This is a genomic window from Streptomyces sp. NPDC001508 (assembly GCF_040298665.1).
In the GTDB taxonomy this organism is placed as follows: domain Bacteria; phylum Actinomycetota; class Actinomycetes; order Streptomycetales; family Streptomycetaceae; genus Streptomyces.
In genome coordinates this window covers 233117-256710 of sequence record NZ_JBEPAP010000002.1, presented here as the reverse complement: position 1 = coordinate 256710, position 23594 = coordinate 233117, and the positions used below count along the sequence as shown (strand labels likewise).

The 23594-nt window shown below is 71.2% G+C and carries 18 protein-coding genes and 2 pseudogenes; 14 read left to right on the top strand and 6 right to left on the bottom strand.

What is annotated here, in order from left to right:
- Positions 1–72 precede the first annotated feature (72 nt).
- Genes ABT245_RS03315 through ABT245_RS03305 form a run of 3 tightly spaced genes read right to left on the bottom strand, consistent with a single transcriptional unit; the run spans position 73 to position 3916 of the window.
- On the bottom strand, positions 73–2451 hold the full coding sequence (locus tag ABT245_RS03315) for a xanthine dehydrogenase family protein molybdopterin-binding subunit (protein ID WP_351728070.1): 2379 nt from the start codon (positions 2449–2451) through the stop codon (positions 73–75).
- A 2-nt stretch (positions 2452–2453) separates the two neighbouring features.
- On the bottom strand, positions 2454–3026 hold the full coding sequence (locus ABT245_RS03310) for a (2Fe-2S)-binding protein (RefSeq protein WP_351728068.1): 573 nt from the start codon (positions 3024–3026) through the stop codon (positions 2454–2456).
- A complete protein-coding gene (locus ABT245_RS03305) occupies positions 3026–3916 on the bottom strand; it encodes an FAD binding domain-containing protein (protein ID WP_351728066.1) in 891 nt (296 codons plus the stop codon). The genes ABT245_RS03310 and ABT245_RS03305 overlap by 1 nt, the downstream gene beginning before the upstream one ends.
- Positions 3917–4259: 343 nt before the next feature.
- Between ABT245_RS03305 and ABT245_RS03300 the strand changes: the two are divergent.
- Positions 4260–5291: pseudogene (locus ABT245_RS03300) on the top strand (PucR family transcriptional regulator ligand-binding domain-containing protein); the annotation flags it as partial.
- 503 nt (positions 5292–5794) lie between these two features.
- Here ABT245_RS03300 and ABT245_RS03295 read toward each other — a convergent pair.
- Positions 5795–6007 (bottom strand): DUF397 domain-containing protein, encoded by a 213-nt coding sequence (locus tag ABT245_RS03295; RefSeq protein ID WP_242587675.1) that lies wholly within the window; start codon positions 6005–6007, stop codon positions 5795–5797.
- A 31-nt stretch (positions 6008–6038) separates the two neighbouring features.
- Complete coding sequence (locus tag ABT245_RS03290) at positions 6039–6923, bottom strand: helix-turn-helix domain-containing protein (protein ID WP_351728065.1); 885 nt, start codon at positions 6921–6923, stop codon at positions 6039–6041.
- Between the two features lie 274 nt (positions 6924–7197).
- Between ABT245_RS03290 and ABT245_RS03285 the strand changes: the two genes are divergently transcribed.
- From ABT245_RS03285 to ABT245_RS03225, 13 genes and pseudogenes are all read left to right on the top strand, one after another.
- A complete protein-coding gene (locus tag ABT245_RS03285; protein ID WP_351728063.1) occupies positions 7198–8127 on the top strand; it encodes a DUF6415 family natural product biosynthesis protein in 930 nt (309 codons plus the stop codon).
- A complete protein-coding gene (locus ABT245_RS03280) occupies positions 8124–8648 on the top strand; it encodes a DUF6302 family protein (protein ID WP_351728061.1) in 525 nt (174 codons plus the stop codon). Before ABT245_RS03285 ends, ABT245_RS03280 begins: the two co-directional genes overlap by 4 nt.
- 8 nt (positions 8649–8656) lie before the next feature.
- Positions 8657–8861 (top strand): annotated as a pseudogene (locus ABT245_RS03275) (DUF5999 family protein).
- A 215-nt stretch (positions 8862–9076) separates the two neighbouring features.
- Positions 9077–9541 (top strand): hypothetical protein, encoded by a 465-nt coding sequence (locus ABT245_RS03270; RefSeq protein WP_351728060.1) that lies wholly within the window; start codon positions 9077–9079, stop codon positions 9539–9541.
- 220 nt (positions 9542–9761) lie between these two features.
- Entirely contained in the window at positions 9762–9938 is a 177-nt protein-coding gene (locus tag ABT245_RS03265) for an FxLD family lanthipeptide (RefSeq protein WP_351728058.1), read from the top strand.
- 85 nt (positions 9939–10023) lie between these two features.
- Positions 10024–13095, top strand: a complete 3072-nt coding sequence (locus ABT245_RS03260; protein WP_351728056.1) for a lantibiotic dehydratase — start codon at positions 10024–10026, stop codon at positions 13093–13095.
- Positions 13092–14366 carry a lanthionine synthetase C family protein gene (locus ABT245_RS03255; protein WP_351728054.1) on the top strand — a complete coding sequence of 425 codons (1275 nt, stop codon included), beginning with the start codon at positions 13092–13094 and terminating at the stop codon, positions 14364–14366. Before ABT245_RS03260 ends, ABT245_RS03255 begins: the two co-directional genes overlap by 4 nt.
- Positions 14367–14388: 22 nt before the next feature.
- Entirely contained in the window at positions 14389–16470 is a 2082-nt protein-coding gene (fxlM, locus tag ABT245_RS03250) for a methyltransferase, FxLD system (RefSeq protein WP_351728053.1), read from the top strand.
- 94 nt (positions 16471–16564) lie between these two features.
- Positions 16565–17671 carry a hypothetical protein gene (locus tag ABT245_RS03245; RefSeq protein ID WP_351728052.1) on the top strand — a complete coding sequence of 369 codons (1107 nt, stop codon included), beginning with the start codon at positions 16565–16567 and terminating at the stop codon, positions 17669–17671.
- 106 nt (positions 17672–17777) lie between these two features.
- Positions 17778–18149 (top strand): DUF6093 family protein, encoded by a 372-nt coding sequence (locus tag ABT245_RS03240; protein ID WP_351728226.1) that lies wholly within the window; start codon positions 17778–17780, stop codon positions 18147–18149.
- A gap of 1 nt (position 18150) precedes the next feature.
- Positions 18151–18576, top strand: a complete 426-nt coding sequence (locus ABT245_RS03235; protein ID WP_351728050.1) for a DUF6093 family protein — start codon at positions 18151–18153, stop codon at positions 18574–18576.
- 601 nt (positions 18577–19177) lie between these two features.
- Positions 19178–20917: a PucR family transcriptional regulator gene (locus ABT245_RS03230; protein WP_351728049.1), complete on the top strand. Its 1740-nt coding sequence runs from the start codon at positions 19178–19180 to the stop codon at positions 20915–20917.
- Between the two features lie 166 nt (positions 20918–21083).
- Positions 21084–21851: a hypothetical protein gene (locus tag ABT245_RS03225; RefSeq protein ID WP_351728047.1), complete on the top strand. Its 768-nt coding sequence runs from the start codon at positions 21084–21086 to the stop codon at positions 21849–21851.
- 908 nt (positions 21852–22759) lie between these two features.
- Here the strand turns inward: ABT245_RS03225 and ABT245_RS03220 are convergent.
- Positions 22760–23557 carry a GntR family transcriptional regulator gene (locus ABT245_RS03220; RefSeq protein WP_351728046.1) on the bottom strand — a complete coding sequence of 266 codons (798 nt, stop codon included), beginning with the start codon at positions 23555–23557 and terminating at the stop codon, positions 22760–22762.
- Between the last annotated feature and the right edge of the window lie 37 nt (positions 23558–23594).

Sequence of the window (23594 nt, the reverse complement as noted above, 5' to 3'; positions counted from 1 at the left end):
CGCCGCGCGGGCGCGACCGGCGGGCGCCCCCCCAGGAACCGCCGGGGAACTCCTGCCCACCCCCCGGCAGGGTCATGTGCCGGTCAAGTACTCCGGTCGGACCGGTGTCCTGTTCAGCTCCAGCCCGGTCGCGTCCCGGATCGCCGCGAGGACGGCCGGGGTGGAGGACAGAGTGGGTGCCTCGCCGACCCCGCGCAGCCCGTACGGGGCGTGCTCGTCGGCGAGTTCGAGCACGTCGACGGGGATGGTCGGCGTGTCGAGGATGGTGGGGATCAGGTAGTCCGTGAACGACGGGTTCCTGACCTTCGCCGTCGCCGGGTCCACGATGATCTCCTCCATCACCGCGATGCCCAGGCCCTGCGTGGTACCGCCCTGGATCTGGCCGAGGACCGACAGCGGGTTGAGCGCCTTGCCGACGTCCTGGGCGCAGGCCAGCTCGACGACCTTGACCAGGCCCAGCTCGGTGTCGACCTCGACGACGGCGCGGTGCGCGGCGAAGGAGTACTGCACATGGCCGTTGCCCTGGCCGGTGCGCAGGTCGAAGGGCTCGGTGGGCCGGTGCCGCCATTCCGCCTCCACCTCCACGGCCTCGTCCTCCAGGACGTCCACCAGGTCGGCGAGCACCTCGCCGCCGTCGGTGACGACCTTGCCGCCCTCCAGCAGCAGTTCGGCCGTCGCCCAGGCGGGGTGGTACGCGCCGAACTTGCCGCGCCCCCGTTCCAGGACCCGCTCGCGCACCAGCTCGCAGGCGTTCTTGACGGCGCCGCCGGTGACGTACGTCTGCCGGGAGGCCGAGGTCGAACCGGCGCTGCCCACCTGGGTGTCGGCGGGGTGGATGGTCACCTGGGTGACGCCCAGCTCGGTGCGGGCGATCTGCGCGTGGACGGTGACGCCGCCCTGGCCGACCTCAGCCATCGCCGTGTGCACGGTGGCCACCGGCCGGCCGCCGGCGACCTCCATCCGGACCTTGGCGGTCGAGTAGTCGTCGAAGCCCTCGGAGAAGCCGACGTTCTTGATGCCGACCGCGTAGCCGACGCCGCGTACGACGCCTTCTCCGTGGGTCGTGTTGGACAGACCGCCGGGCAGCTGCCGTACGTCGACGCCCTCACTGCTCTCCCACTGGCGCTCCGGCGGCATCGGCATCGCCTTGACACGGCGCAGCAGTTCGGCGACCGGCGCGGGCGAGTCGACCCGCTGCCCGGTCGGCATGACGGTGCCCTGTTCCATCGCGTTCAGCCGGCGGAACTCCACCGGGTCCATGCCCAGCCGGGCCGCGACCTTGTCCATCTGCGCCTCGTACGCGAAGCACGCCTGGACCGCGCCGAAGCCGCGCATCGCGCCGCAGGGCGGGTTGTTGGTGTACAGCGCGACGGCCTCGATCTCGACGTCGTCGACGGCGTACGGTCCGATGCCGAGGGAGGCGGCGTTGCCGACGACGGCCGGGGAGGCGGAGGCGTAGGCGCCGCCGTCGAGCACGATCCGGCACTTCACATGGGTGAGCCTGCCGTCCTTCGTGGCGCCGTGCTCGTAGTGCAGCCGGGCCGGGTGGCGGTGGACATGCCCGAAGAAGGACTCGAAACGGTTGTAGACGATCTTGACTGGTTTGCCGGTGCGGAGCGCCAGCAGGCAGGCGTGGATCTGCATCGACAGGTCCTCACGGCCACCGAACGCGCCGCCGACGCCGGACAGCGTCATCCGGACCCGGTCCTCGGGCAGACCGAGCACGGGCGCGATCTGGCGCAGATCGGAGTGGAGCCACTGGGTGGCCACGTAGAGGTGGACGCCGCCGTCCTCCTCGGGCACGGCGAGGCCCGACTCGGGGCCGAGGAACGCCTGGTCCTGCATGCCGAAGCAGTAGTCCCCCGAGACGATCACGTCGGCCTTCCCGGCGGCCTCGGCCGCGTCGCCGCGGACGATCGGCTGCCGGTGGACGATGTTCGGGTGCGGCACGTGTGCGGCGTGCGGGTCGGTGCGGTTCTCATGGACGAGGAGCGCGTCCGGGGCGGTCGCGGACGCCTCGTCGGTGATGACGGGCAACTCCCGGTAGTCGGCCTTGATCCTGGCGGCGGCGCGGCGCGCGGTCTCCGGGTGGTCGGCGGCGACGATCGCGACCGGCTCGCCGTGGTGGCGCACCTTGCCGTGGGCCAGGACCGGGGTGTCCCGGATCTCCAGGCCGTAGTGCCTCACGTCGGCCGGCAGGTCGTCGTACGTCAGCACGGCGTACACGCCCGGGGTGGCCAGGGCCTCACTCGTGTCGATCGACACGATCTCGGCGTGTGCGAGCGGGGAGCGCAGGATCTGGCCCCAGAGCATGTCCTCGTGCCACATGTCGGACGAGTAGGCGAACTCTCCGGTGACCTTGAGGATGCCGTCGGGACGGAGCGTGGACTCGCCGACGCCGCCCTTGGTCGAAGTGCCCTGCGTGATCTTGCTGGGTGCGCCGTTGGGCATGGTCAGACCCCCTCGGACTGCCGGGCGGCGGCGAGCCGGACCGCGTCCATGATCTTCTCGTAGCCGGTGCAGCGGCACAGATTGCCCGACAGCGCCTCCCGGATGTCCGCGTCGGTCGGACGGGGGTTGCGCTCCAGCATCTCGTCGGCGGCGACCAGCAGACCGGGGGTGCAGAAGCCGCACTGGACGGCGCCCGCGTCGATGAACGCCTGCTGGACCGGGGAGAGTCCGCCGCCCTCGGCGGTGCGTGAGCCGGTGCCCCCGGGCTGCCACCTCCGGGCCTCGTCGGGCGCTGTGCCGCCGGCGGGCGCCGCGCACGACCGCTGCCGGGCGTGGTCCGCCAGGCCCTCGACGGTGACCACCGTACGGCCCTCGACCTGCCCGGCGGCGACCAGGCACGCGCACACCGGCACACCGTCCAGGCGGACCGTGCACGAGCCGCACTCGCCCTGCTCACAGGCGTTCTTGGAGCCGGGCAGGCCGAGGCGTTCCCTGAGCACGTACAGCAGGGACTCGCCCTCCCAGACGTCGTCGGCCTGCTGGGGCCGTCCGTTGACGGTGAAGTTGACGCGCATCACGCAGCTCCCTCGGTGGTACGGCGGCTGCCGCGGTACGACTCCCACGTCCAGGTGAGCGTCCGGCGGGCCATGACACCGACCGCGTGCCTGCGGTAGCTCGCGGTGCCCCGGACGTCGTCGATCGGATTGCAGGCGGCGGCGCACAGGTCCGCGAACCGCCGGGCGACGGAAGGGGTGATGATCGTGCCGTTGTCCCAGCAGCCGTCCTCCTCCAGCGCCGCGTTCAGGAACTCCTCGGCGGCCTTGGCCCGGACGGGCGTCGGGGCGGCCGAGCCGATGCCGGTGCGGACCGTGCGGGACTCGGGGTGCAGGGCGAGCCCGAAGGCGCACACCGCGATCACCATGGCGTTGCGGGTGCCGACCTTGGAGTACTGCTGGGGACCGTCGGCCTTCTTGATGTGCACGGCGCGGATCAGCTCGTCCGGGGCAAGCGCGTTGCGCTTCACACCGGTGTAGAAGGCGTCGATCGGGATCAGCCGGGTGCCGCGCACGGACTCCGCCTCGACCTCGGCGCCCGCCGCGAGCAGCGCGGGGTGGGCGTCGCCGGCCGGGGAGGCGGTGCCCAGGTTGCCGCCGACGCCGCCGCGGTTGCGGATCTGCGGGGAGGCGACGGTGTGCGAGGCGAGCGCGAGACCGGGCAGTTCGGCGCGCAACCGCTCCATGATCCTTGCGTACGGGACGGAGGCGCCCAGCCGCACGGTGTCCGCGCCGACCTCCCACTCGTAGAGGTCGGCGATCCGGTTGAGGTCGAGGAGGTACTCGGGCCGCCGGTGGTCGAAGTTGATCTCGACCATCACGTCCGTGCCACCCGCGATCGGCACGGCGGTGGGGTGCTCCGCCTTCGCGGCGAGCGCCTCCTCCCAGTGGGCGGGGCGAAGGAAGTCCATGAACGGCTCTCTTCTTCGTCGTGTGGAGCGTACGGATCAAGCCCATCCGTGTGCGCGGGCCCGGCTCGTTCATGTGCTGTTTCACGCGGCCTGGTGTCAGTACACAGCGCCGTGCTCCGAGCGGGTCAGTCACCGAAACCATGAAGGAGTCGGCTGGCCAGGACGCACATCTTGTAGATTCGTATGAACGGAGGTCATCAGTGACCACTCCGTTTCCCCGAGGAAACACGGGACACAGCCGGGCCGCCGTGGAGAGCGGTTCGCGCACCGGTCGCCGGTTTCCTCCCCCGACTCCCCACCAAGATTCATCGTTGGTTTCAAGACACAGAACGGCGGCGACGACATGCGGCTGCGCGCACTGCTGGACTCCGATGCGCTGGGCCTGCGGCTGCTCGGCGGCGAGGACGAGCTGGACCGGACCGTGCGGGGCGTGATGACCACCGACCTGCGCGACCCCAGCCGCTACCTCTCGGGCGGTGAGCTGGTGCTGACGGGGCTGGCCTGGCTCCGGGAGGCCAGCGACTCCGAGCGGTTCGTACGGATCCTGGTGCAGGCCGGGGTCGCCGCCCTGGCCGCCGGCGAGGCCGAACTGGGCGCCGTCCCGGACGACCTGGTGCTGGCCTGCGCGCGGCACCGGCTGCCGCTGTTCGCGGTGCACGAGTCGGTGGCGTTCGCGACGATCACCGAGCATGTCGTGCGTCAGGTGTCCGGCGAGCGCGCCGGTGACCTCGCGGCCGTCGTGGACCGGCACCGGCGGATGATGACCGCGGGCCCGGCGGGCGGCGGCCCGGACGTGGTCCTCGACCTGCTCGGCACCGACCTGGACCTGCGGGCCTGGGTGCTCTCCCCCACCGGCCGGCTCATCGCGGGCTCCAAGGCCGCCGGAGCGGAGCTGCCGGCCGGGGCGGGCGCCCGGCTGGCCGCCGAGCACCTGGCCGCCGGCCGCACCGGCCGCCGCGGGCCGCACCGGCTGGTCCTCGGCCACGCGACGTACTCCCTCTTCCCGATCCGCTCCGGCGGCCGCTCCCCGCAGGCCCCCCGGGACGACCTACGGGACGTACGGGAGACAGTGCTGTCCAACTGGCTGCTCGCCGTGGAGGCCGACGCCGGGGACTGGCCCGAGGAACGGCTCGACCTCCTCCAGGGCGTCACCCAGCTGATCGCGGTGGAACGGGACCGGCGGGAGACGGCGCGCGCGGTGCGGCGCCGGCTCGCGCAGGAGGTGCTGGAGCTGGTGCAGGCCGGCGCGGCGCCCGCCGAGATCGCCGCGCGGCTGCGGGTGGCCGCGCCGGTACTGCTGCCCGGGCTCGGCGCGGCCCCGCACTGGCAGGTGGTGGTGGCCCGGGCCGAGTGGGAGGACATGCCCGGCGGGCCCGCGGACGCCCCGGCCGAGGGCGCCGACGGGCACCGGGCGGGCGGCATCGCGAGCGGCCCGGTCGCCCATGTCGACGACGGCGTAATTCCCCACCCGAAACGCACGAGATACGTCAGCCCGTCCCCGCCCCGTCCGGGTGGGGGCGGGCGACGGCCATCCAGGAGCACTGATGGACCCGATCCTTCTCGCCTGGCTGCGGGCGCAGCTCGGCACTGCCACGGACGAACAGGACCTCGTCACCCGATACGCACGCCTCGGCCGCGCCCGCTCTGTCGCTGCCGAAGTCCTCGCCGAGCGCCGAGCCAAGCTGCTCGCCGAACCACTGCGCATGACGGTTGACGGCGTGGTCACCATCGACCAGAGCAACAACCTCGCCGGAGACGAGCGGCCTGTTTTGGTGCGAGCATGGCATCCTCGCTGTCCCGCAGGGCGAATACCGATGGCCCTCCTCTAATCGCCAGAGGAGGGCCATCGGCCTGCTTGCCAGGGCAGTTCGTCCGACGTCAGACGGTGCCGAAGTCGGCCTCGCCCGAACGCACCAGCCCCACGAACGATGACCACCCGGCCGGGCTGAACTGCAAGGCCGGGCCGCTCGGGTCCTTGGAGTCGCGAACACCGACCACCCCGCGGGCGGCGATCACATCGGCGATCTCGACACAGCTATTTCCGGAGCCGCCGCTGTACGACGACTTGTACCAGGCATCTTCCGGTGCCAGCTCAAGGGCTGGAATGTGAGTGTTGATGGCTCTACAACTCTCGTGCTAGTCGTTGCATGAAATCGGGCGTCTCCCTGGGCGGAAGCGCCGTGGCGATCATCTCGTTGAACCTACGGGTGAACCGTGCCACCTCCCTGGGCTTGTCCGATGTGGAGACCGCACCCCAGGCGTTGTCCACCTGCACCATCGGCGGCAGTCCGTCACCCAGGTCGAGGATGGCCAAGTCGCTGCTGGCCCTATACCCCTGAGCGTCGATGGGCAGCACCTGGATTTTGACATGTTCGAGCGAGCACAGCCGCGTGATTTCTTCGTACTGCTCGCGCATGACGTCCGGGCCCCCGATGAGGTAGCGCAGTCCTGCCTCGCCGAGGATGACCCACAGCTTGACCGGATCGGGCTCGCGCTCCAGGACCCGCTGCTTGCGTTCCATCCGCAGCGCGACGTTGGCCTGGTTGAACTCCGTCTTCGTCTCTTCGATGGGCTTCTCGATCTCGAAGATCGCCTCTGCGTACGCCTTGGTCTGTAGCAGCCCGTGCACCACCTGCGGGTGGTAGATCCGGATCTCCTGAGCCTCTGCCTCGATCCCCACGAACCCCTGCATGGCGGGCAGCACCTGTCCCCGGTAGCGCGTCACCCAATCCTGACTGGTCGCGTCGCGGTTCATCTCGACGAAGGACTCGACGGTCTCCTCTTCTTCGACTCCGTACTTGGCCAGCAGCTTCCTCAGGTCGCCGACGTTGCGGAAGTTGAGGCCCCCGGTCTCGATGCGCTGGAGCGCGGCCTCCGAGAGCCTGGAACCCTGCACCGCCACCTTGCGGGTCATCGGTTTGCCGTTGACGAGGATGTTCTCTCGGATGCCCCGCAGTTGAAGGCCCAGTTCGAGGCGCCGACCTGTCGCCCCCCGCTTCGCTGCCACCTGTGCACGCTCCCTGTGTCCGTGTGCCGACCTTGAGGTGCCGTGTGCAGAGTGTTGCACCTCGTGTTCTGGGCTGACAGCCCCTTGTGCAGATTCATGCATAGTCCAATATCGTCTTCGCTGAATTTTCAGCGCAGATTCGGTTGCAGATGAACCCGCCTCCGGTCCACGGTAGTTGAGCCAGCACGAACGCGGGCAGCGAAGCAAGGAATCTGATCAACCGACTGTACGGATTCCCTGTGCCTTGCCCTTCTGAGCTGCGAAGGAGTGGGGCATGGCTGTCGCTGCACTGGACCCGGAGATCCTTGAGGAGCTGCGCACCGGGTGCGCTGTGAACGCCATACCCACCGTCCTCGACGACCTCTCGCTGATCCTCGATCGTGAGTACCTGACGGCTGGCGGAGACGTGCCGAGCACGACAGCGGTTTGGGTCGGGCGGCTTCGCCGGATCGGCAGGGCCAAGCTCAACGTCTGGGGCCTGTCGGCCCTGGTCGATGACGCTCAGCTACTGATCAGCGAACTCGTCACAAACGGCTTCCGGCACGGCAGCGGTGACCAGATCACCTTCCGGCTGGTGATCGGCACCGGGCTGCTGCTGCTCGAAGTGGACGACGGCTCGCCTGCACGTCCCCAGCTTCGCGACGCCGGCCCCGACTCGCTCAGCGGCCGTGGCCTCTTCCTCGTGGACGCCATCGCCTCGTCATGGGGCGTCAGTCCGGACGGCACGAGGACCTGGTGCACCCTCAAGGCCCCCCGAGAAGAAGCGGAGAAGCGAATGAGGAGCAGCGTGCTTGAGCGCGATACGGGCGCCGTTCCTCAGCACTACGGGGGAGAAGCGCAGAACGACGATCAGACGAAGGCGCGGGTTCTTGCCGCCCTGAGAGCGCGGTTCCTGCTGGAGCCGCCGGAGATCCCCGTTGTAGACGCCGTCTTCGATGACCTCGAACGCATCCTCGGTGAGGGCGCCGCTTTGACGGCCTCGGAAGTTGCCAGCCTGACTCCGCGTCTTCACGCTGTGTACCGCCGCGCTCTTGGCGCGGCCGGGCATCCGAACACCGGCGTGCGTCCCGCCACGGTTGCTGCGTCCCGCGGTCTCTTATCCGAGCGGTTTCCGCCCGAAGCCCTTCCGGCTCTCGCTCACCTTCGGCGCCTTGCCATAGCCGTATCGGATCTGCTCGATGAGCTGCTGGAGGACATGCCGTGAGCCGTCGAGTGGCTGCTCCCGAGCAGGACGACTGCGCCCGCTCGCCGCTGGCGATCCAGGTACTGCCCGCTCGCGAAGCCTACGACTTCCAATTCGTGGCCGCCCGCCTGCACGACCCGAACCTCCTGCTCGACAGCGTTGCCGTGCGCATCTTCCGGGCGCCTCTCCTCGCTGTCCCAGTCGGCGGGTGCCGACGCGGCGGACGGATCGACGCGGGGCCGGTGACGGTTGCGCTTGCCGTACGCACTGCGCTGCTCGGCCGGCCGGGGTTCCCCCTGCTCCGCGTCAGCCTGTCCAGGGCGTACGGCGAAAGCTGGCTTGTCGAATGGGGGGAACGGGCCCCAGACCAACCGGTCGGCGCCCCCGAACGTCTCCGCTTCTTCGGGTACTCCACCGGCTTCGGCTGCCCGGAGCCGCCGCCTCACGCACCACGAACAGCCGCCAACGGCGGTAACGATCTCCCTCTCCACCAGCTCGTTCTGGTCCCCCGAGACGAACCGGTGGGGAGGGGCTGTCGATGAGGAATGACATGTGCCAGCACCAGCCTCCGTGTCCGCCAGCAGAAGCCTCTGACCGCGAGGCCGCTCGCGCCGCAGCGCATCATCCCGAGCAGGGATGGTGTGCTGCTTTGCAACGGAGTCTTGATCTTCGAGGACACCGGCGAGTTGCTCCCGGACGGCAAGATCGTCGCGCCGCACCGCCCCTTCTCGAACGTGGTGGGGGCAGCGGCGTGACTTCTTCCCCGCCTTGGTCCGCTGTCGTCCCGTACATCACCGCTCGCCGCGGCGAGGAACCGGAGAGCACGGCCATGCTCGGCTTCCGCCCCGGCGGCGGAGGATTGTGCTATCTGGACGAGGGCCCTGGAGACAGAGATGACCAAGGGGGCCTCTGGGCTCGGTGCTCCCCGTCCCGCGAGGATGGCTGGCCGGTCGGGTCGCCGCGATGGAGCATGGTGCATCCGTCTCGGCAGCGCGAGACGATGCAGGAACTACGGTGCCAGGTCTGCGTCGTCCAGCCGGCCAGCCGTACCGCCAGCGGATACCTGTTCCTCGCGACAAGGCTGACGGATTCACCGGCGCCGGACTGGCCCGAGCTAGTCCTTACCTGGCAGCCGCCCCTCTGCCTCGGCTGCGCCGCGATCGCGGTCGAGCAGTGCCCCCACCTGTCGAGGGCCGGAGCCGTCGCGCTACGGGTACGCGTACCGCGCCTGTACGGGGTGGTCGGCACCCTCTACACCACCGGGGCCAACCTGCGGCCGGTGCCGGTGGTGGTGAGCGACGAGGCGAAGGACACTCCGCTGCCGTACAAGGACCACCTGCTCAGGCCCTGGTTCCTCGCCTCGCAGCTCGTGCGCGAGCTACGCGGCGTATCGGTTGTCGACCTCGAACGGGAGATCGCGACAGCTCGCCTCTAAACGGCCGCCTCGGTGAATCGGTGGGTACAGGCCCGACCGCCGAGGCGGCGCAAGACTCCGACCTGGGACAGGCAGCCCTGCACGCTCCACGTGAAGGGCAAGGCACCTCGGGTCGGTGGCCGGGAATCACCTCTGCGGCGTCGTGGTCTTCATACGCTCCGCGCGTAGGTGCTCGGCAGAACTACCATCCGCAATTCCACTCGAAGACACGGGAGTTCGCATGAGTCCCCAGATCACCCACACCACCCAGGTGAAGCCCCAGGGCTCGGGCACGACGTCGGACGGTTTCGACCTGGACGTCAGCCTGGTCGAGGTCTCCGACACCGCCGGTCTGATCAGCCTGACGGACGACGGCTGCGGCGAGACCTGCGGCGCCTGCACCACCAACGTGGCCTGACCTGAGCCGCATGTCATCCAGGCCGGTGCCTTCGCGACTCACCGCGCGAAGGCACCGGCCGCCCGCCTGGACCACAGAGATCGTGATGGCTTCAAGCACCGCGTTTCGCGCCGGGAAGACCGCTCTCCTGCGCGCCGTCGCTCGGCCGGAACTTCCCGTGCCCCCGTGTCCCGACCTTGACGACTCGTCCCCGGGCGGTGCGGCAGCCCGGCTCGCCTGGCTGCGCGAGGTCTGGTCCGAGGAGGACGTGGCCGAGGCTCTGGAGCACGCCAGCCCTGCTCTCGCTTCGCAGGTGAGCGCCCTGTGCTCGTCCAGTGCCCCTGTCGCGCGAGACGTGCGGCGTGCCGTCGCCTCCGTCGCGCGTTACGTGTTGCGCGCCGAACGCCGGGCGACTCCGTTCGGCCTGTTCGCCGGCGTCGCATCGGCCGCCATAGGGTCCAGACCGCGCGCTGCCTGGGGTTCGGATCACACGGTTGTCGGCCGGGCGAGTGCGGAGTGGCTGACTGCCGTGGTCGAACGGCTGGAGTCGTGCCCCGAGCTGATGGAACGGCTCCTGGTGGTCGTCAACAACACCACTGCGACACGCGATGACCGGCTCATCGTGCCGTACCGGTCCGACCCCCAGGGCGACCGTCGGCATGCGGTCGAAGTATCCGTGGCCCTGACCAGGCCGGTGCAGGCGGTGCTGGACGCAGCACGGGCGCCGATCCCAGCGGGTGCCCTCGCGGACAAACTTGCTGCGGAGTTCCCCGCAGCAGGTCCTGAAAAGGTTCAACGGCTTGTACGAGAACTCATTCAGCACGAGGTGCTGATCACGAACTTGCGGGCACCGAGTACGGAGACTGACGCACTGCGCTATCTGCTGGGCCGGCTCGACTCGGTGAGTGCCGACAGCGTGGCGCAGGTCGCTGATACGGTCCGCGATCTGCATGCCGTTCACCTCGACCTCGCCGGTTGCGACTCCCGCCGCGGCCGGGCCCGTGCCGCCGTGCGGATGCGAGCTGTGGTCCCAGGCTTGAAGCGGCACCCCCTGGCGCTGGATCTGCGTCTGGACGCTCAGGTCGAGTTGCCGGAAGCGGTCGCGCAGGAGATCGAGCGTGCCGCCGGTGTCCTGACCCGGGTGAGCGCCCACCCGTACGGCACTGCGGCGTGGAAGGCGTACCAGCGGCGGTTCTACGAGCGGTACGGCATCGGCACGATGGTGCCGCTCCGAGAAGTCGTCGCCGACAGCGGTACCGGCTTTCCCGACGGGTACCCGGGCACCCAGACCACCGAGGACCGCTCCCGCCTCTCCGTACGGGACGACACCTTGGTGCGGCTTGCTCAGGCCGCCGCCCTCGACGGCCGCGACGAGGTGGTACTCACCGACGACCTGATCTCCGCGATGGACCTGGGCCCGGAGCGCCCGAGGGTGCCGCCGCACCTGGAGGTCGGTGTCCGGGTGCACGCAGCCAGCGTCGAGGAACTGCACCGCGGGTGCTTCCGCCTGGAGGTTGCGAGCGTGTCCCGTGGTGTCGGGGTCACCACCGGCCGCTTCCTCGACGTCCTGGCTCCCGAAGACCGCGAGCGGCTGTCAGCGGAGCTGGCCGACCTGCCGGCCGCTGACGCTGGCACCATCGCCGCGCAGTTGTCGTTCCCGCCTCTGCTGCCCACGAGCGCCCACGTCACGCGGGCTCCGCAGGTGCTGCCCACGGTGATCAGCGTCCAAGAGCACCGCGACACCGGCAGCGACGTCCTGACGCCCGGCGACCTGGCGGTGGCGTGCGACGGGCGCCGCATGTATCTGGCGGCACCAGAGCTGGGTCATCGCGTCGAGGCCGTGGGGATGCACGCGCTGAACCTCACCACGCACACCCCGCCGCTCGTCCGGTTCCTCACCGAACTGTCCCGCGCCCAGTGCGCGCAGGTCACTCTGTTCAACTGGGGAGCAGCGAGCGCGATGCCCTTCCTGCCCCGGCTCCGCTACGGCCGCACGGTGCTCGCCCCCGCACGGTGGCGGCTGGACGCGGCAGAGCTGCCCGGCCACGACCGCCCTCAAGGCCAGTGGGACACCGCCCTTGAGGAATGGCGGACCCGGCGGCGGATGCCGCAGCGGGTTGTGCTGGCCGAGGACGACCGGCGTCTGCACCTCGACCTTGACCAGACCGGACACCGCAACCTGCTGCGCCAGCACCTGAACCGCGTCGGCGTGGCCGTCTTCGTGGAGGCCCCGGCCGCCGACGCGTACGGCTGGTCCGACGGCCGTGCGCATGAGGTCGTCCTGCCGCTCAAGGCGTCGCGACCGCCGGCGTGGCCCGCGCTGCCGACCCCCACACCGGCCCGCACCTTCTCCCCGGAGCAGATCCAGACGCCCGGAGCCTCGTCCCTGCTGCTGACCACCCTGTACGGCGACCTGCGCCGTCAGGATGTCCTGCTCGCCCAGCACCTCCCTGTCCTGCTGGACCGGCTCGGCAGCCCACCGTGGTGGTTCATCCGGTTCCGCGACCCGGATCAGCATCTGCGGGTGCGGATCGCCCTGCCTGATCCCGATGCTTTCGCCGCGACGGCCCGCACGGTCGGCACCTGGGCCGATGAACTGCGCAGTGCCGGAGTGCTGTCGGACATGCGCTTGCCCACCTCTTACCGCGAGATGGGGCGGTGGGGTTCGGGAGATGCCTGGAACGCGGCCGAGGAGGTGTTCCGTGCGGACTCGCGTGCCATCGTTGCCCAGCTCTCGCAGTCGCACCGCCCGCCCCAGCGCGCACTGGTGGCGGCCCACACGATCGCCATTGCCACGGCGTTCCTCGGCAGCGTTGAGGAGGGGATGCGCTGGCTGATCGAACACATCCCGCCTGCCGCGCCCGCGACGGTACCGCGCCCGCAGTTCACCGAGGTCGTACGGCTGGCCGACCCGTCCGGCGACTGGGCAGCCCTGCGCGACGTGCCCGGCGGGCAATCCATCGCGGAGGCATGGGCCGACCGCGACATGGCGCTCGCCGCTTACCGGCCGCACATCCCCGGCCCGGACACCCGGGGCATCCGACTGGACGACGTCCTCTCCTCGCTCCTGCACGTCCACTTCGTACGGCACGTCGCGGTCGACTTCACCGAGGAAGAGATCTGCCTCTACCTCACCCGCGCCGCCGCCCTGGCCTGGATGTCCAGGAGGGCACGATGATCCATTCCCTCGCGCTCAAGACGGTGGACGCCGTCGCCGACCTCCTGGCCGACCCGGCTACCGCACCGACCGGACCAGGTGACGCGTCTCTGCACCGCCAGCATCTCGCGTACGGGCCGACCGGCATTGCCCTGCTGCACATCGAGCGGGCCGCCGCCGGCCTGGGCCCGTGGCAGCGGGCCCAGGACTGGCTCGCCGCAGCCGCCCGGCAGCCGTTCACCAGTGGCCCCGACAGCCACCCCTTCTACGGTGCACCTGCCCTCGCACACGCCGTGGCCTGTGCCGCCGACCATCTGCCCGGCGCCTACGAGCGGGCCTGGGACTCCCTGAACCAGCGGATGAGCGCCGACGTCCGCCGCCGTCTGGAGGCGGCGCACCGTCGCATCGACGAGGGGCGCCTTCCAGAGCTGGCGGAGTTCGACGCCATCCGGGGGCTGGTGGGTTACGGCGCCTACTTCCTGCGCCGCGACACGACTGGTGCCGACCTCCGCGCCATCCTCAGTTACTGCGTACGTCTCACCGAGCCGGTCACCTGCAATGGCGGAGCTTGGCCGGGATGGTGGACGCCGAGCGGACCGTCCGGCCGACTGGACGACCGCTTTCCGGGCGGACACGCCAACAACGGAATGGCTCACGGCATCGGTGGCGTGCTCGCGCTGCTGGGGCTCGCCGCCCGGCGCGGTGTCATTGTCGACGGCCATCGTGAGGCCGCCTACACCATCCTGGCCTGGCTCGACCGGTGGACAGAGAAGACCGGCCGGGGTGAAGCGTGGCCTTACTGGGTTACGCGAGACGAGCTGCGCTCCGGCCGCCCCGATCCGTCCCCGCCACGGCGACCGTCGTGGTGCTACGGAACGGCCGGTCTGGCCCGTGCCCGGCAGCTTGCCGCCCTCGCCTTCGGCGACACCGAACGCCAGCTCGACGCGGAGAACGCGCTCGTGTCCGCCCTCACGGATCGCGCGCAGCTCAAGGCGACCACGGACAGCGGACTGTGCCACGGCTTCGCCGGCCTCGCCCACATCGCGGCCCGGACCGCGGAGGACGCGCACGCCTCCACTGCCGGACAGCTCCGCGCGGTGATACCGCCGCTCCTGGTCGCGGTCTGCCCGCCGGGGACCGTCCCGGAGGACATGGCGGAGGCGATCATCCAGGACAAGGAAGCAGGGCCCGGGTTCCTGAACGGCGCCGCTGGTATGGCGCTGGCGCTCCTGGCCCCTGCCACCGTGGCTCCACCCAGATCCGCCTGGGACACCTGCCTCGCCATCGCCTGACCCACCGACCGAAGGACTCGCCATGCCCCCGGACCGCTGGCACCAGCACAACGTCACCTTCGCCGACCGTGCGACCGGCAAGCGCGCCATAGCCGACCGCCTCGGCCCTGCCCTGCTCGAAGCCGAGAAAGACGGACAGCTCACCGCCTGGTGGTTCATGAACAAGCAGCCTTGGCCGCTGCGGTACCGCTCTGCTGCGCCGTCCCCGCTCATCGAGTCCGTGCTGAGCGATCTTGTCGACGACGGATCGGTCCGGTCGTGGCTTCCTGGCATCTACGAGCCGGAGACCACGGCGTTCGGGGGACCGGAAGGCATGAACGCCGCCCACGAGCTATTCCACCAGGACAGTCGCCACCTGCTCACCTACCCACCTGAACCCGGACGACTGGGCAGACGGGAGACCGCCGTCCTTCTGATCAGCACGCTGATGCGGGCTGCACGCCTGGACTGGTTCGAGCAGGGCGACGTGTGGGCCAAGGCCGCCGCACTCCGACCGGCGCCCGAGGAGCTGGCTCCCGATCGGGCCGCCGCACTGGGCAAGGCGATGAAGCGGTTGATGACCGTCGACACCCGCAGCCTGTGCCGTCCGCGCGGTCCGTTGGAAGGTCACGACCAGTGGGTGGCCGCCTTCGAGCGGGCCGGTGCGACACTCGCCGACCTGTCTACCGGGGGCAGCCTCACCCGCGGCCTGCGCGCCATCGTCACCCACCACCTGATCTTCCACGCAAACCGCGCAGGTCTCCGCTCGAACGACCAAAGCGCCCTGTTCAACATCGCACGAGAGGCAGTCATGGGATCGAGTGACAACACCGCGTCGTCCGCCGAGGGGACGCCCGAAACCACTAGCGTCAGGGCGGTGAATACCGACACGCTCGCCAACTCCGAGGCCGACGCAGCGCAGCTCCGCAACGCCCTGGTCGACAAGATCCGCGAATCCGGCTACGCCCGCACCGCCGTAGTCGAGACCGCGCTGCGCACCGTGCCCCGTCACCTGTTCGTTCCCGACGCCACGCTCGAAGACGCGTACGCCAACACGCCGGTCAACGTCAAGTACGACGCCGACGGCACGTCGATCTCCTGCGCCTCGCAGCCCGGAGTCGTCGCGCTCATGCTGGATCAGTTGGACGCCCAGCCTGGCGAACGCATCCTCGAACTCGGCGCCGGCACGGGCTACAACGCGGCACTGCTCGCTCACCTCGTCGGCGAGACGGGCCACGTCACCACCATCGACGTGGACGATGACCTCGTGGAAGGCGCCCTCGCGCACCTGGCTGCCACCGGATTCACCAACGTCGAGGCCCTGACCCGCGACGGAGCGGTCGGTCACGCCGACGGTGCTCCGTACGACCGGATCATCGCCACCGTCGGCGCGCATGGCGTCCCGCACGCCTGGATGCAGCAGCTCGCACCCGGTGGGCGCCTTGTGGTTCCCCAGCGCCTCAAGGGCAGCGTCTCCCGCTCCATCGCCTACGAGCAGCGCGACGGCCGCTGGATCAGCGTCAGCAGCAAGATGAACACCTTCATGCCGCTACGGCGCGGCATCGCCGACGACGACCGCCGCGTCATCCCCCTCAGCGCGGACGGCGCTGTACGGCTCCAGGCCCCTGCCGGGCAGCCGATCGACGTCGACGCCCTGGCCGGAGCGCTGGACCAGCCGCGCACCGAGGAGTGGACCGGCATGACGGTTCGCGCCATGGAGTCGCCCGAGTGGATGGAGCTGTTCGTCTCCTGCTCCCTGCCCAGCGGCCTGATCCGGATGCTGTTCCCCGCCGACGCCAAGGGGACGCTGCTCACGGAGGACCCCTACCCCTCCTCAACCGCGGCTGTTGACAAGGGCGCCGTCACCTACCTCGCCCGCCGAGTGTCGGAGAAGAAGACCCCCGAGGGCGGCAAGCTGTGGGAGTTCGGCGTCATCGGCCACGGTCCGGGCAGCGACGAGCTCGCCGCGCGGGTCGCGGACGCCATTCGCACCTGGGACCGCGAGTACCGCGACCGTGAAGCCACGTTCGAGATCCAGCCCCTCGACGCCCCGGCCATCGAGCAGGTGCCCGGCCTGTTCGCTCTTGACACTCCGCTGAACCGCATCGTCGTCGACTGGCGGTGACTCCAGCTCGGCTGTGAAAGGTGGTGCCCGTCGCACAGCCGACGGGCACCACCTCGCCCTCCTCCATCCCGGCACCGTCGCACCAGGGGGACACATGGACCCGCACGGCCCGATAGCAAGGCGCTTTCCGCTCGTCGCCCGATTCCGGCCCGCCTGCTCGCCGCTGCCCGCCCGGGTGCGGGCCCTGGCCGAACTCGCCGTCAAGGCGACGAACCAGGGGGATCAGGGCGTTGCCTCCGCCGTCTTCAACCAGGCCGCGCTTGTCGCCTCTGACATCGACCTGCCTGACCTCGCCCGGCCCATGTGCCACCGGCACGCCGAGGCGTACCTCCGGGCGGGCCCGCTGCCCGCCATGACCGCCATCCGTGGGCTGGAACCCCTGGTCAACCTCGCGCGCTTGCAGATCCGCGCCGGCCACAACGACGACGGACGCCAACGCCTTCTGGACCTGTACGAAGCCGTCGGCACGGGCCGCACCGCCGTCTTCGAAGGCATCACCGTGCCAGCGGACCTCACCAGCACCGACGAGGACCGGCGGGAGGTCCACGCCTGGCTGTGGCGTGTGGTGCTCGCGGACGGCACGCGCAGCCTCACCGCTCAAGGCCGTTGGCGCGAAGCACTGACCCACATCGAGCAGCACCGCGGTGTAGGCACACGGATGCTCGACGGCCGCCAAGTCGCCGTAGTCGCAGCTCTCACCGAGGGGCACACCGAACGCGCCGCAGAACTGCTCACCGAGACGGCACCCGGCGATCCGTGGGAACAGGCCGTCACCGCGTGCCTGACCGCCCTTTGCCGCCGTAACACCGGCCGAGACCTCGGCGACGACGCAGACGAACTGGTGAGCACGTACCTCAACCACGAGGCCCAACCAGGCCGCACCGTCTTCGACGTTCGCCTCGGGCTTACGGTCTTGGACGCGGTCGGCGCCCAACACCCCGCAGGCCGCCGTCTCGTCGAGAACCTGCTCCTCCGGACAAGGGAAACGCGCGACGGGTACGCGGCCCGCGAGGTCCTGGCGCACGCGCTGTTCACTTCCCTCGTACCAGACAACCAGGCCCAGGAGTGCCGTGACCTGCTCCGGTCCTGCGGACTGGGGGCAGGAAACCTGCCTGACGACCTGGCTGATGACCTCTCAGCCGCGCTCGACGCCAGCGAAGCCGTGATCACTCGCTCCCTGAGCGTCGCGACGCCACGGTGAGCCGAGCGCGCGGAATCCGGCCTGTCGTTGCTCGCGGCTACTCTCGAACGCATGAGCGTGCCTACTGAAGGGCTGACTCTGGGGGCCGTCAGCGCGATCGTCGAGAATCCTCACCAACAAGATCCGCATCTACCGGCCTGGCGAGCCGGTATTCAACCCAGACACGGGACAGTACGAACCTGGGCCGCCCGTCACCGTCTACGAAGGACCGGGCGCCATCTTTCCAACGGGCGGGCCGTCCGTCGTCCTGCACATCGCGGGTCAGGCGTACGTGGACGACACGCCCTCTCGGTACCGTCTCCTGACGCCGCTGTCGGCGCCGGTCGCCTCGCGCGAGGACACCGTCGCCGTCGTGGAAGCCGAAGACGAGTCAGCCATCGGCCGGACGTGGCGCGTGATCGACATCGGGGAGACCTCAACGCTGAGCATCGTCCGTACCACGTGGGTGGACCAGAACACCCAGACCACCGGAGCGTGAAGTGACGACAGCGATCGATCCGGAGGAAGTGCGGAAGGAGCTGGAGGCCAAGCTCCTGCTCGACACCGTGCGCGTCACCCGGCCCACCGGCACGCCGGCGCTCGACCCAGCAACCGGCCTCCTCGGCGAGGCACCCGCCGACCTGGTCTACGAGGGGCCTGGCGCGATGCTGTCCGGACACGGGCAGGTGACCGCTGAGGGCATCATCGGCAAGCAGTGGCTCGACGACACCGTGTCCTGGTACCGGCTGCTGAGGCCGCTCGGGGCGCCGGTGCCCGCGCGGTACGACCGGGTCGAGGTCACGGTCGCGCACTCGGGCAGCGCGGCAACAGGCGGTCGGGGCTGGCAGGTCCTCGACCCGGCCGAAGCGTCGACCGTGGAGCTGGTGCGCGTGACGCGGCTGGACGAGATCACACCGCCGTCGTGAGGCGAATCGGAGTGTCCGAGAACCGTCCTACGCTCGGCGTATGTAGATCACGGACACTCCGGCCGCCGAGCTTCAGCAGGTCAGAATCACGGCGGACGGCAGCAAGGCTTCGATACAGATAGATGGAACCGACTACTCACGAGTCGTCTCCGGTTACACCATCCACCAACAGGCGGGCAAAGCAGCGGGCTTGGTTCTCCACTTCACGCAGGGCAGGACGAGCCCTGACTTCGACGGCCACGCCAGGGTCGCGGTCGGCATCCCGTACGAGCCGGGACCGGTGGAGCGTACGGATCAAGCCCATCCGTGTGCGCGGGCCCGGCTCGTTCATGTGCTGTTTCACGCGGCCTGGTGTCAGTACACAGCGCCGTGCTCCGAGCGGGTCAGTCACCGAAACCATGAAGGAGTCGGCTGGCCAGGACGCACATCTTGTAGATTCGTATGAACGGAGGTCATCAGTGACCACTCCGTTTCCCCGAGGAAACACGGGACACAGCCGGGCCGCCGTGGAGAGCGGTTCGCGCACCGGTCGCCGGTTTCCTCCCCCGACTCCCCACCAAGATTCATCGTTGGTTTCAAGACACAGAACGGCGGCGACGACATGCGGCTGCGCGCACTGCTGGACTCCGATGCGCTGGGCCTGCGGCTGCTCGGCGGCGAGGACGAGCTGGACCGGACCGTGCGGGGCGTGATGACCACCGACCTGCGCGACCCCAGCCGCTACCTCTCGGGCGGTGAGCTGGTGCTGACGGGGCTGGCCTGGCACCGGGACGCCACCGACTCCGAGCGGTTCGTACGGATCCTGGTGCAGGCCGGGGTCGCCGCCCTGGCCGCCGGCGAGGCCGAACTGGGCGCCGTCCCGGACGACCTGGTGCTGGCCTGCGCGCGGCACCGGCTGCCGCTGTTCGCGGTGCACGAGTCGGTGGCGTTCGCGACGATCACCGAGCATGTCGTGCGTCAGGTGTCCGGCGAGCGCGCCGGTGACCTCGCGGCCGTCGTGGACCGGCACCGGCGGATGATGACCGCGGGCCCGGCGGGCGGCGGCCCGGACGTGGTCCTCGACCTGCTCGGCACCGACCTGGACCTGCGGGCCTGGGTGCTCTCCCCCACCGGCCGGCTCATCGCGGGCTCCAAGGCCGCCGGAGCGGAGCTGCCGGCCGGGGCGGGCGCCCGGCTGGCCGCCGAGCACCTGGCCGCCGGCCGCACCGGCCGCCGCGGGCCGCACCGGCTGGTCCTCGGCCACGCGACGTACTCCCTCTTCCCGATCCGCTCCGGCGGCCGCTCCCCGCAGGCCCCCCGGGACGACCTACGGGACGTACGGGAGACAGTGCTGTCCAACTGGCTGCTCGCCGTGGAGGCCGACGCCGGGGACTGGCCCGAGGAACGGCTCGACCTCCTCCAGGGCGTCACCCAGCTGATCGCGGTGGAACCGGACCGGCGGGAGACGGCGCGCGCGGTGCGGCGCCGGCTCGCGCAGGAGGTGCTGGAGCTGGTGCAGGCCGGCGCGGCGCCCGCCGAGATCGCCGCGCGGCTGCGGGTGGCCGCGCCGGTACTGCTGCCCGGGCTCGGCGCGGCCCCGCACTGGCAGGTGGTGGTGGCCCGGGCCGAGTGGGAGGACATGCCCGGCGGGCCCGCGGACGCCCCGGCCGAGGGCGCCGACGGGCACCGGGCGGGCGGCATCGCGAGCGGCCCGGTCGCCCAGTCGCTGCTGGAGGAGATCCTGGTCGACCCGCTCGCCACCGGGTCCGAGCCCGCCGACCGCATCGCCGTGGCGCACACCGGCGACGAGGCCGTCGCGCTGGTCCCGCTCCCGGCCGTCTCCACCGAGCACGACGGCTCGGAGACCGGGGTGCTCGCCGACGCGCTCCTCGCGTCCGTACGCGACCCGCTGACGGCCGGTCTGAACGACGACGGCCGGGTCACCCTCGGCGTCAGCGCGGCGGTGCACTCGGCGGAGGGACTGCGCGGGGCGCTGGAGGAGGCCCGGCACGCCCGCCGGGTGGCCGCGGCACGCCCCGGGCGGGTGTGCGCGGCGGGCCACCAGGAGCTGGCCTCGCACGTGCTGCTGCTGCCGTTCGTGCCGGACGACGTACGGCGGGCCTTCACCGCCCGGCTCCTCGACCCGCTGCGCGACTACGACCGCCGGCACCGGGCCGAGCTGATCCCGACGCTGGAGGCGTTCCTGGACTGCGACGGCTCCTGGACCCGCTGCGCCGCCCGGCTCCATCTGCACGTCAACACGCTGCGGTACCGGGTGGGCCGGATCGAGCAGTTGACGGGACGGGACCTTTCGCGGCTGGAGGACAAGCTCGATTTCTTCCTGGCGCTGCGCATGAGCTGAGGTCACGCGGGCGTGCGCCGGGTGGACACCGGGTGGCGCCTTGTCCCACGACTTTGTGAAATCCTTCACCCAGCCTCTTGGCCCGGCCCCGGAAAGGGTGCTGGAATGCCGCCACCACTCAAAGCTCGACGGCGCGCTCGGGGAGGGCAACGTGGCGCATTCCGCCATGTCTGGTAACGGAACGACCGCCGGTGACGATCCGCTCCAGACCGCGGTATGGCGATTGCGCTCGCGGGCCTGCTGGGCCGACGCGGCGGCCCTGCTCCGGCCGGACACCGCGCCGGCCGCGCTCCAGCGGGCCGCACTGCTGGTCGAGCGCTGTCTGTACACCGAGCGGGGCTGGGCCGAGGCCGAGGACGCGCTGCGTACGGCGGAGGCGGTGGCCCAGAGCGACGAGGAGCGCGGCGCGGCGGCCTGCGAGCGCGGCCAGCTCGCCTACGCGGCCACGCTGCACGGGGTGCGGGACCGGGCGGACGAGGCGCGGGCCGCGCTGGGGCGTGCGGCGGCGCTGGTCCCGCCCGGGGCGCCCGGCCGGGCGCTGCTGGACTTCCGCCGGGGTCTGCTGGCCGAGAACCTGGCCCGCTCCCCGCAGGCGGCCCGGGCCGCGTACCGCCGCGCCCACGCGAGCGCCGCCGCGCACGCGGACCCGCTGCTGCTGTCCTTCACCTGGCGGCACCTCGCGGGGCTCGCCCTGCGGGACGGCGAGATGGCCGAGGCACGCCACGGCTTCGCCGAATCCCTGCGCATCCGCGAGGAGTTGGGCTATCTGGTCGGTACGGCGCCGGCCCTGGCCTCGCTCGCCGAGACCGAGTCGGAGCCGGAGGCGTCCCGCCTGCGCGAGGAGGCCCGCCGCCTGTTCCGCCTCCTCGGCGGCGTACCCACCTGGCTGGCCCACCACCTCACCCCCCCGACCCCAGACACGGCCACAGCCTGACCAGCCCCCCACGGCGCCCGGTCGAAACCCCCGCACGGAAGGGAAACCCACCGAGCAGTCCCACCTACGGCTCCGCACCGACACGGCCCTACGGGGCACCCCACCGAACCGGCCCGGCCCGAGTGCACCAACACCGGGAACCGGACCGGACCACCCCCGGGCCGCCCGTATCCGGCCGCCCCTGTCGGGCCCAGGACTGCGAAACAAGACACAGGCGAAGAGGGGTGAGCGCGCAGCACGGCCCGAGAACGACCGGTCGGCACCACAGCGCTCCCGCCCCACGCCGGACGCCACCACCGCCGGGCAACGCCCGACCGCCGCCACAGACGGGCAGTGAAACCCACCGAGCCGTCCCACCCCACCTACGGCTCCGCGCCGACGCGCCCCGCGGAGCACCCACCGAACCGGCCCGGCCCGAGTGCACCAACACCGGGAACCGGACCGGACCACCCCCGGGCCGCCCGTATCCGGCCGCCCCTGTCGGGCCCAGGACTGCGAAACAAGACACAGGCGAGGAGGGGTGAGCGCGCAGCACGGCCCGAGAACGACCGGTCGGCACCACAGCGCTCCCGCCCCACGCCCGACGCCACCACCGCCGGGCAACGCCCGACCGCCGCCCACCCCAGACCACTCGCCGCCCGCCGCCACAGACGGACAGTGAAACCCACCAAGCCATCCCACCCCACCTACGGCCTTGCGCCGACGCGCCCCGCGGAGCACCCCACCGAACCGGCCCGCGTGCGCCGGCGTCGCGTGTCGAATCGGCACCGCCTCGGGGCGTTCGGCGGGCAGCCGCTGGCGGGCGTAGGACCGCCAAGCACGGCGCAGCCGGTGAGGACGCGGCACGGCCGGCCACGGCCGGTCGGCACGCCGCAGCGGTCTTGGTCCCGTGCCGGGAGGGCCCGGAGTCAGGGGGTGGGGGTGAAGTGGGCTGTCGTGAGGGATTGGGCCGTGGTCAGGTCGTGGGCGATCAGGGCCTCCAGGAGGGCCGTGTGCTGGACCGCGTCCGCCAGCAGGTCGGCGCGCTGGCGTCGGGCCGGTCCGCCCACCAGCGGCCACTGGGACCGTCGGTGCAGGTCCTCCGCGATCTGCACCAGCTGCTCGTTCCCGGACAGGGACAGCACCGCCCGGTGGAAGACCCGGTCCGACTCGGCGTACGTCGCCCGGCAGCCGGAGGACGCGGCGCGCACGGTGTCCTCGGCCAGCGGCCACAGCTCCGCCCAGTGTTCGGCCGGCACCGTGCGGGCCAGCCGCAGCACCACCGGCACCTCGATCAGCCCCCGGACCTCCGCCAGCTCGGCCAGCTCCCGCGCGCCCCGCTCGACCACCCGGAACCCACGGTTCGGCACGACCTCGACCGCGCCTTCGAGCGCGAGCTGCTGCATGGCCTCCCGCACGGGTGTCGCCGACACCCCGAACCGTTCCCCGAGCGCCGGCGCCGAGTACACCTCGCCGGGTGCGAGTTCGCCCGTGACCAGCGCGGTGCGCAGCGCGTCCAGGATCTGCCCGCGCACCGACGCCCGCTGCACGGGACGCGGCTGCGGAATCGGCCGCTCACCGTGCGTGTGCTCCCCGCGGACGCCCGGCGCCGCCGCACCCCGCTCCCGGCCCCGGTCCGCGGGCAGGACCTGGGCCGGCACCCGGGCCGCCCCGGCCCGCAGCTCCGGGATCCCGGTCCCGGCGGAGTCGTGCACACCGTGCCTCACGGGTCCTCCTCCGGGTTGTCGGCACTTGGGGTCATTA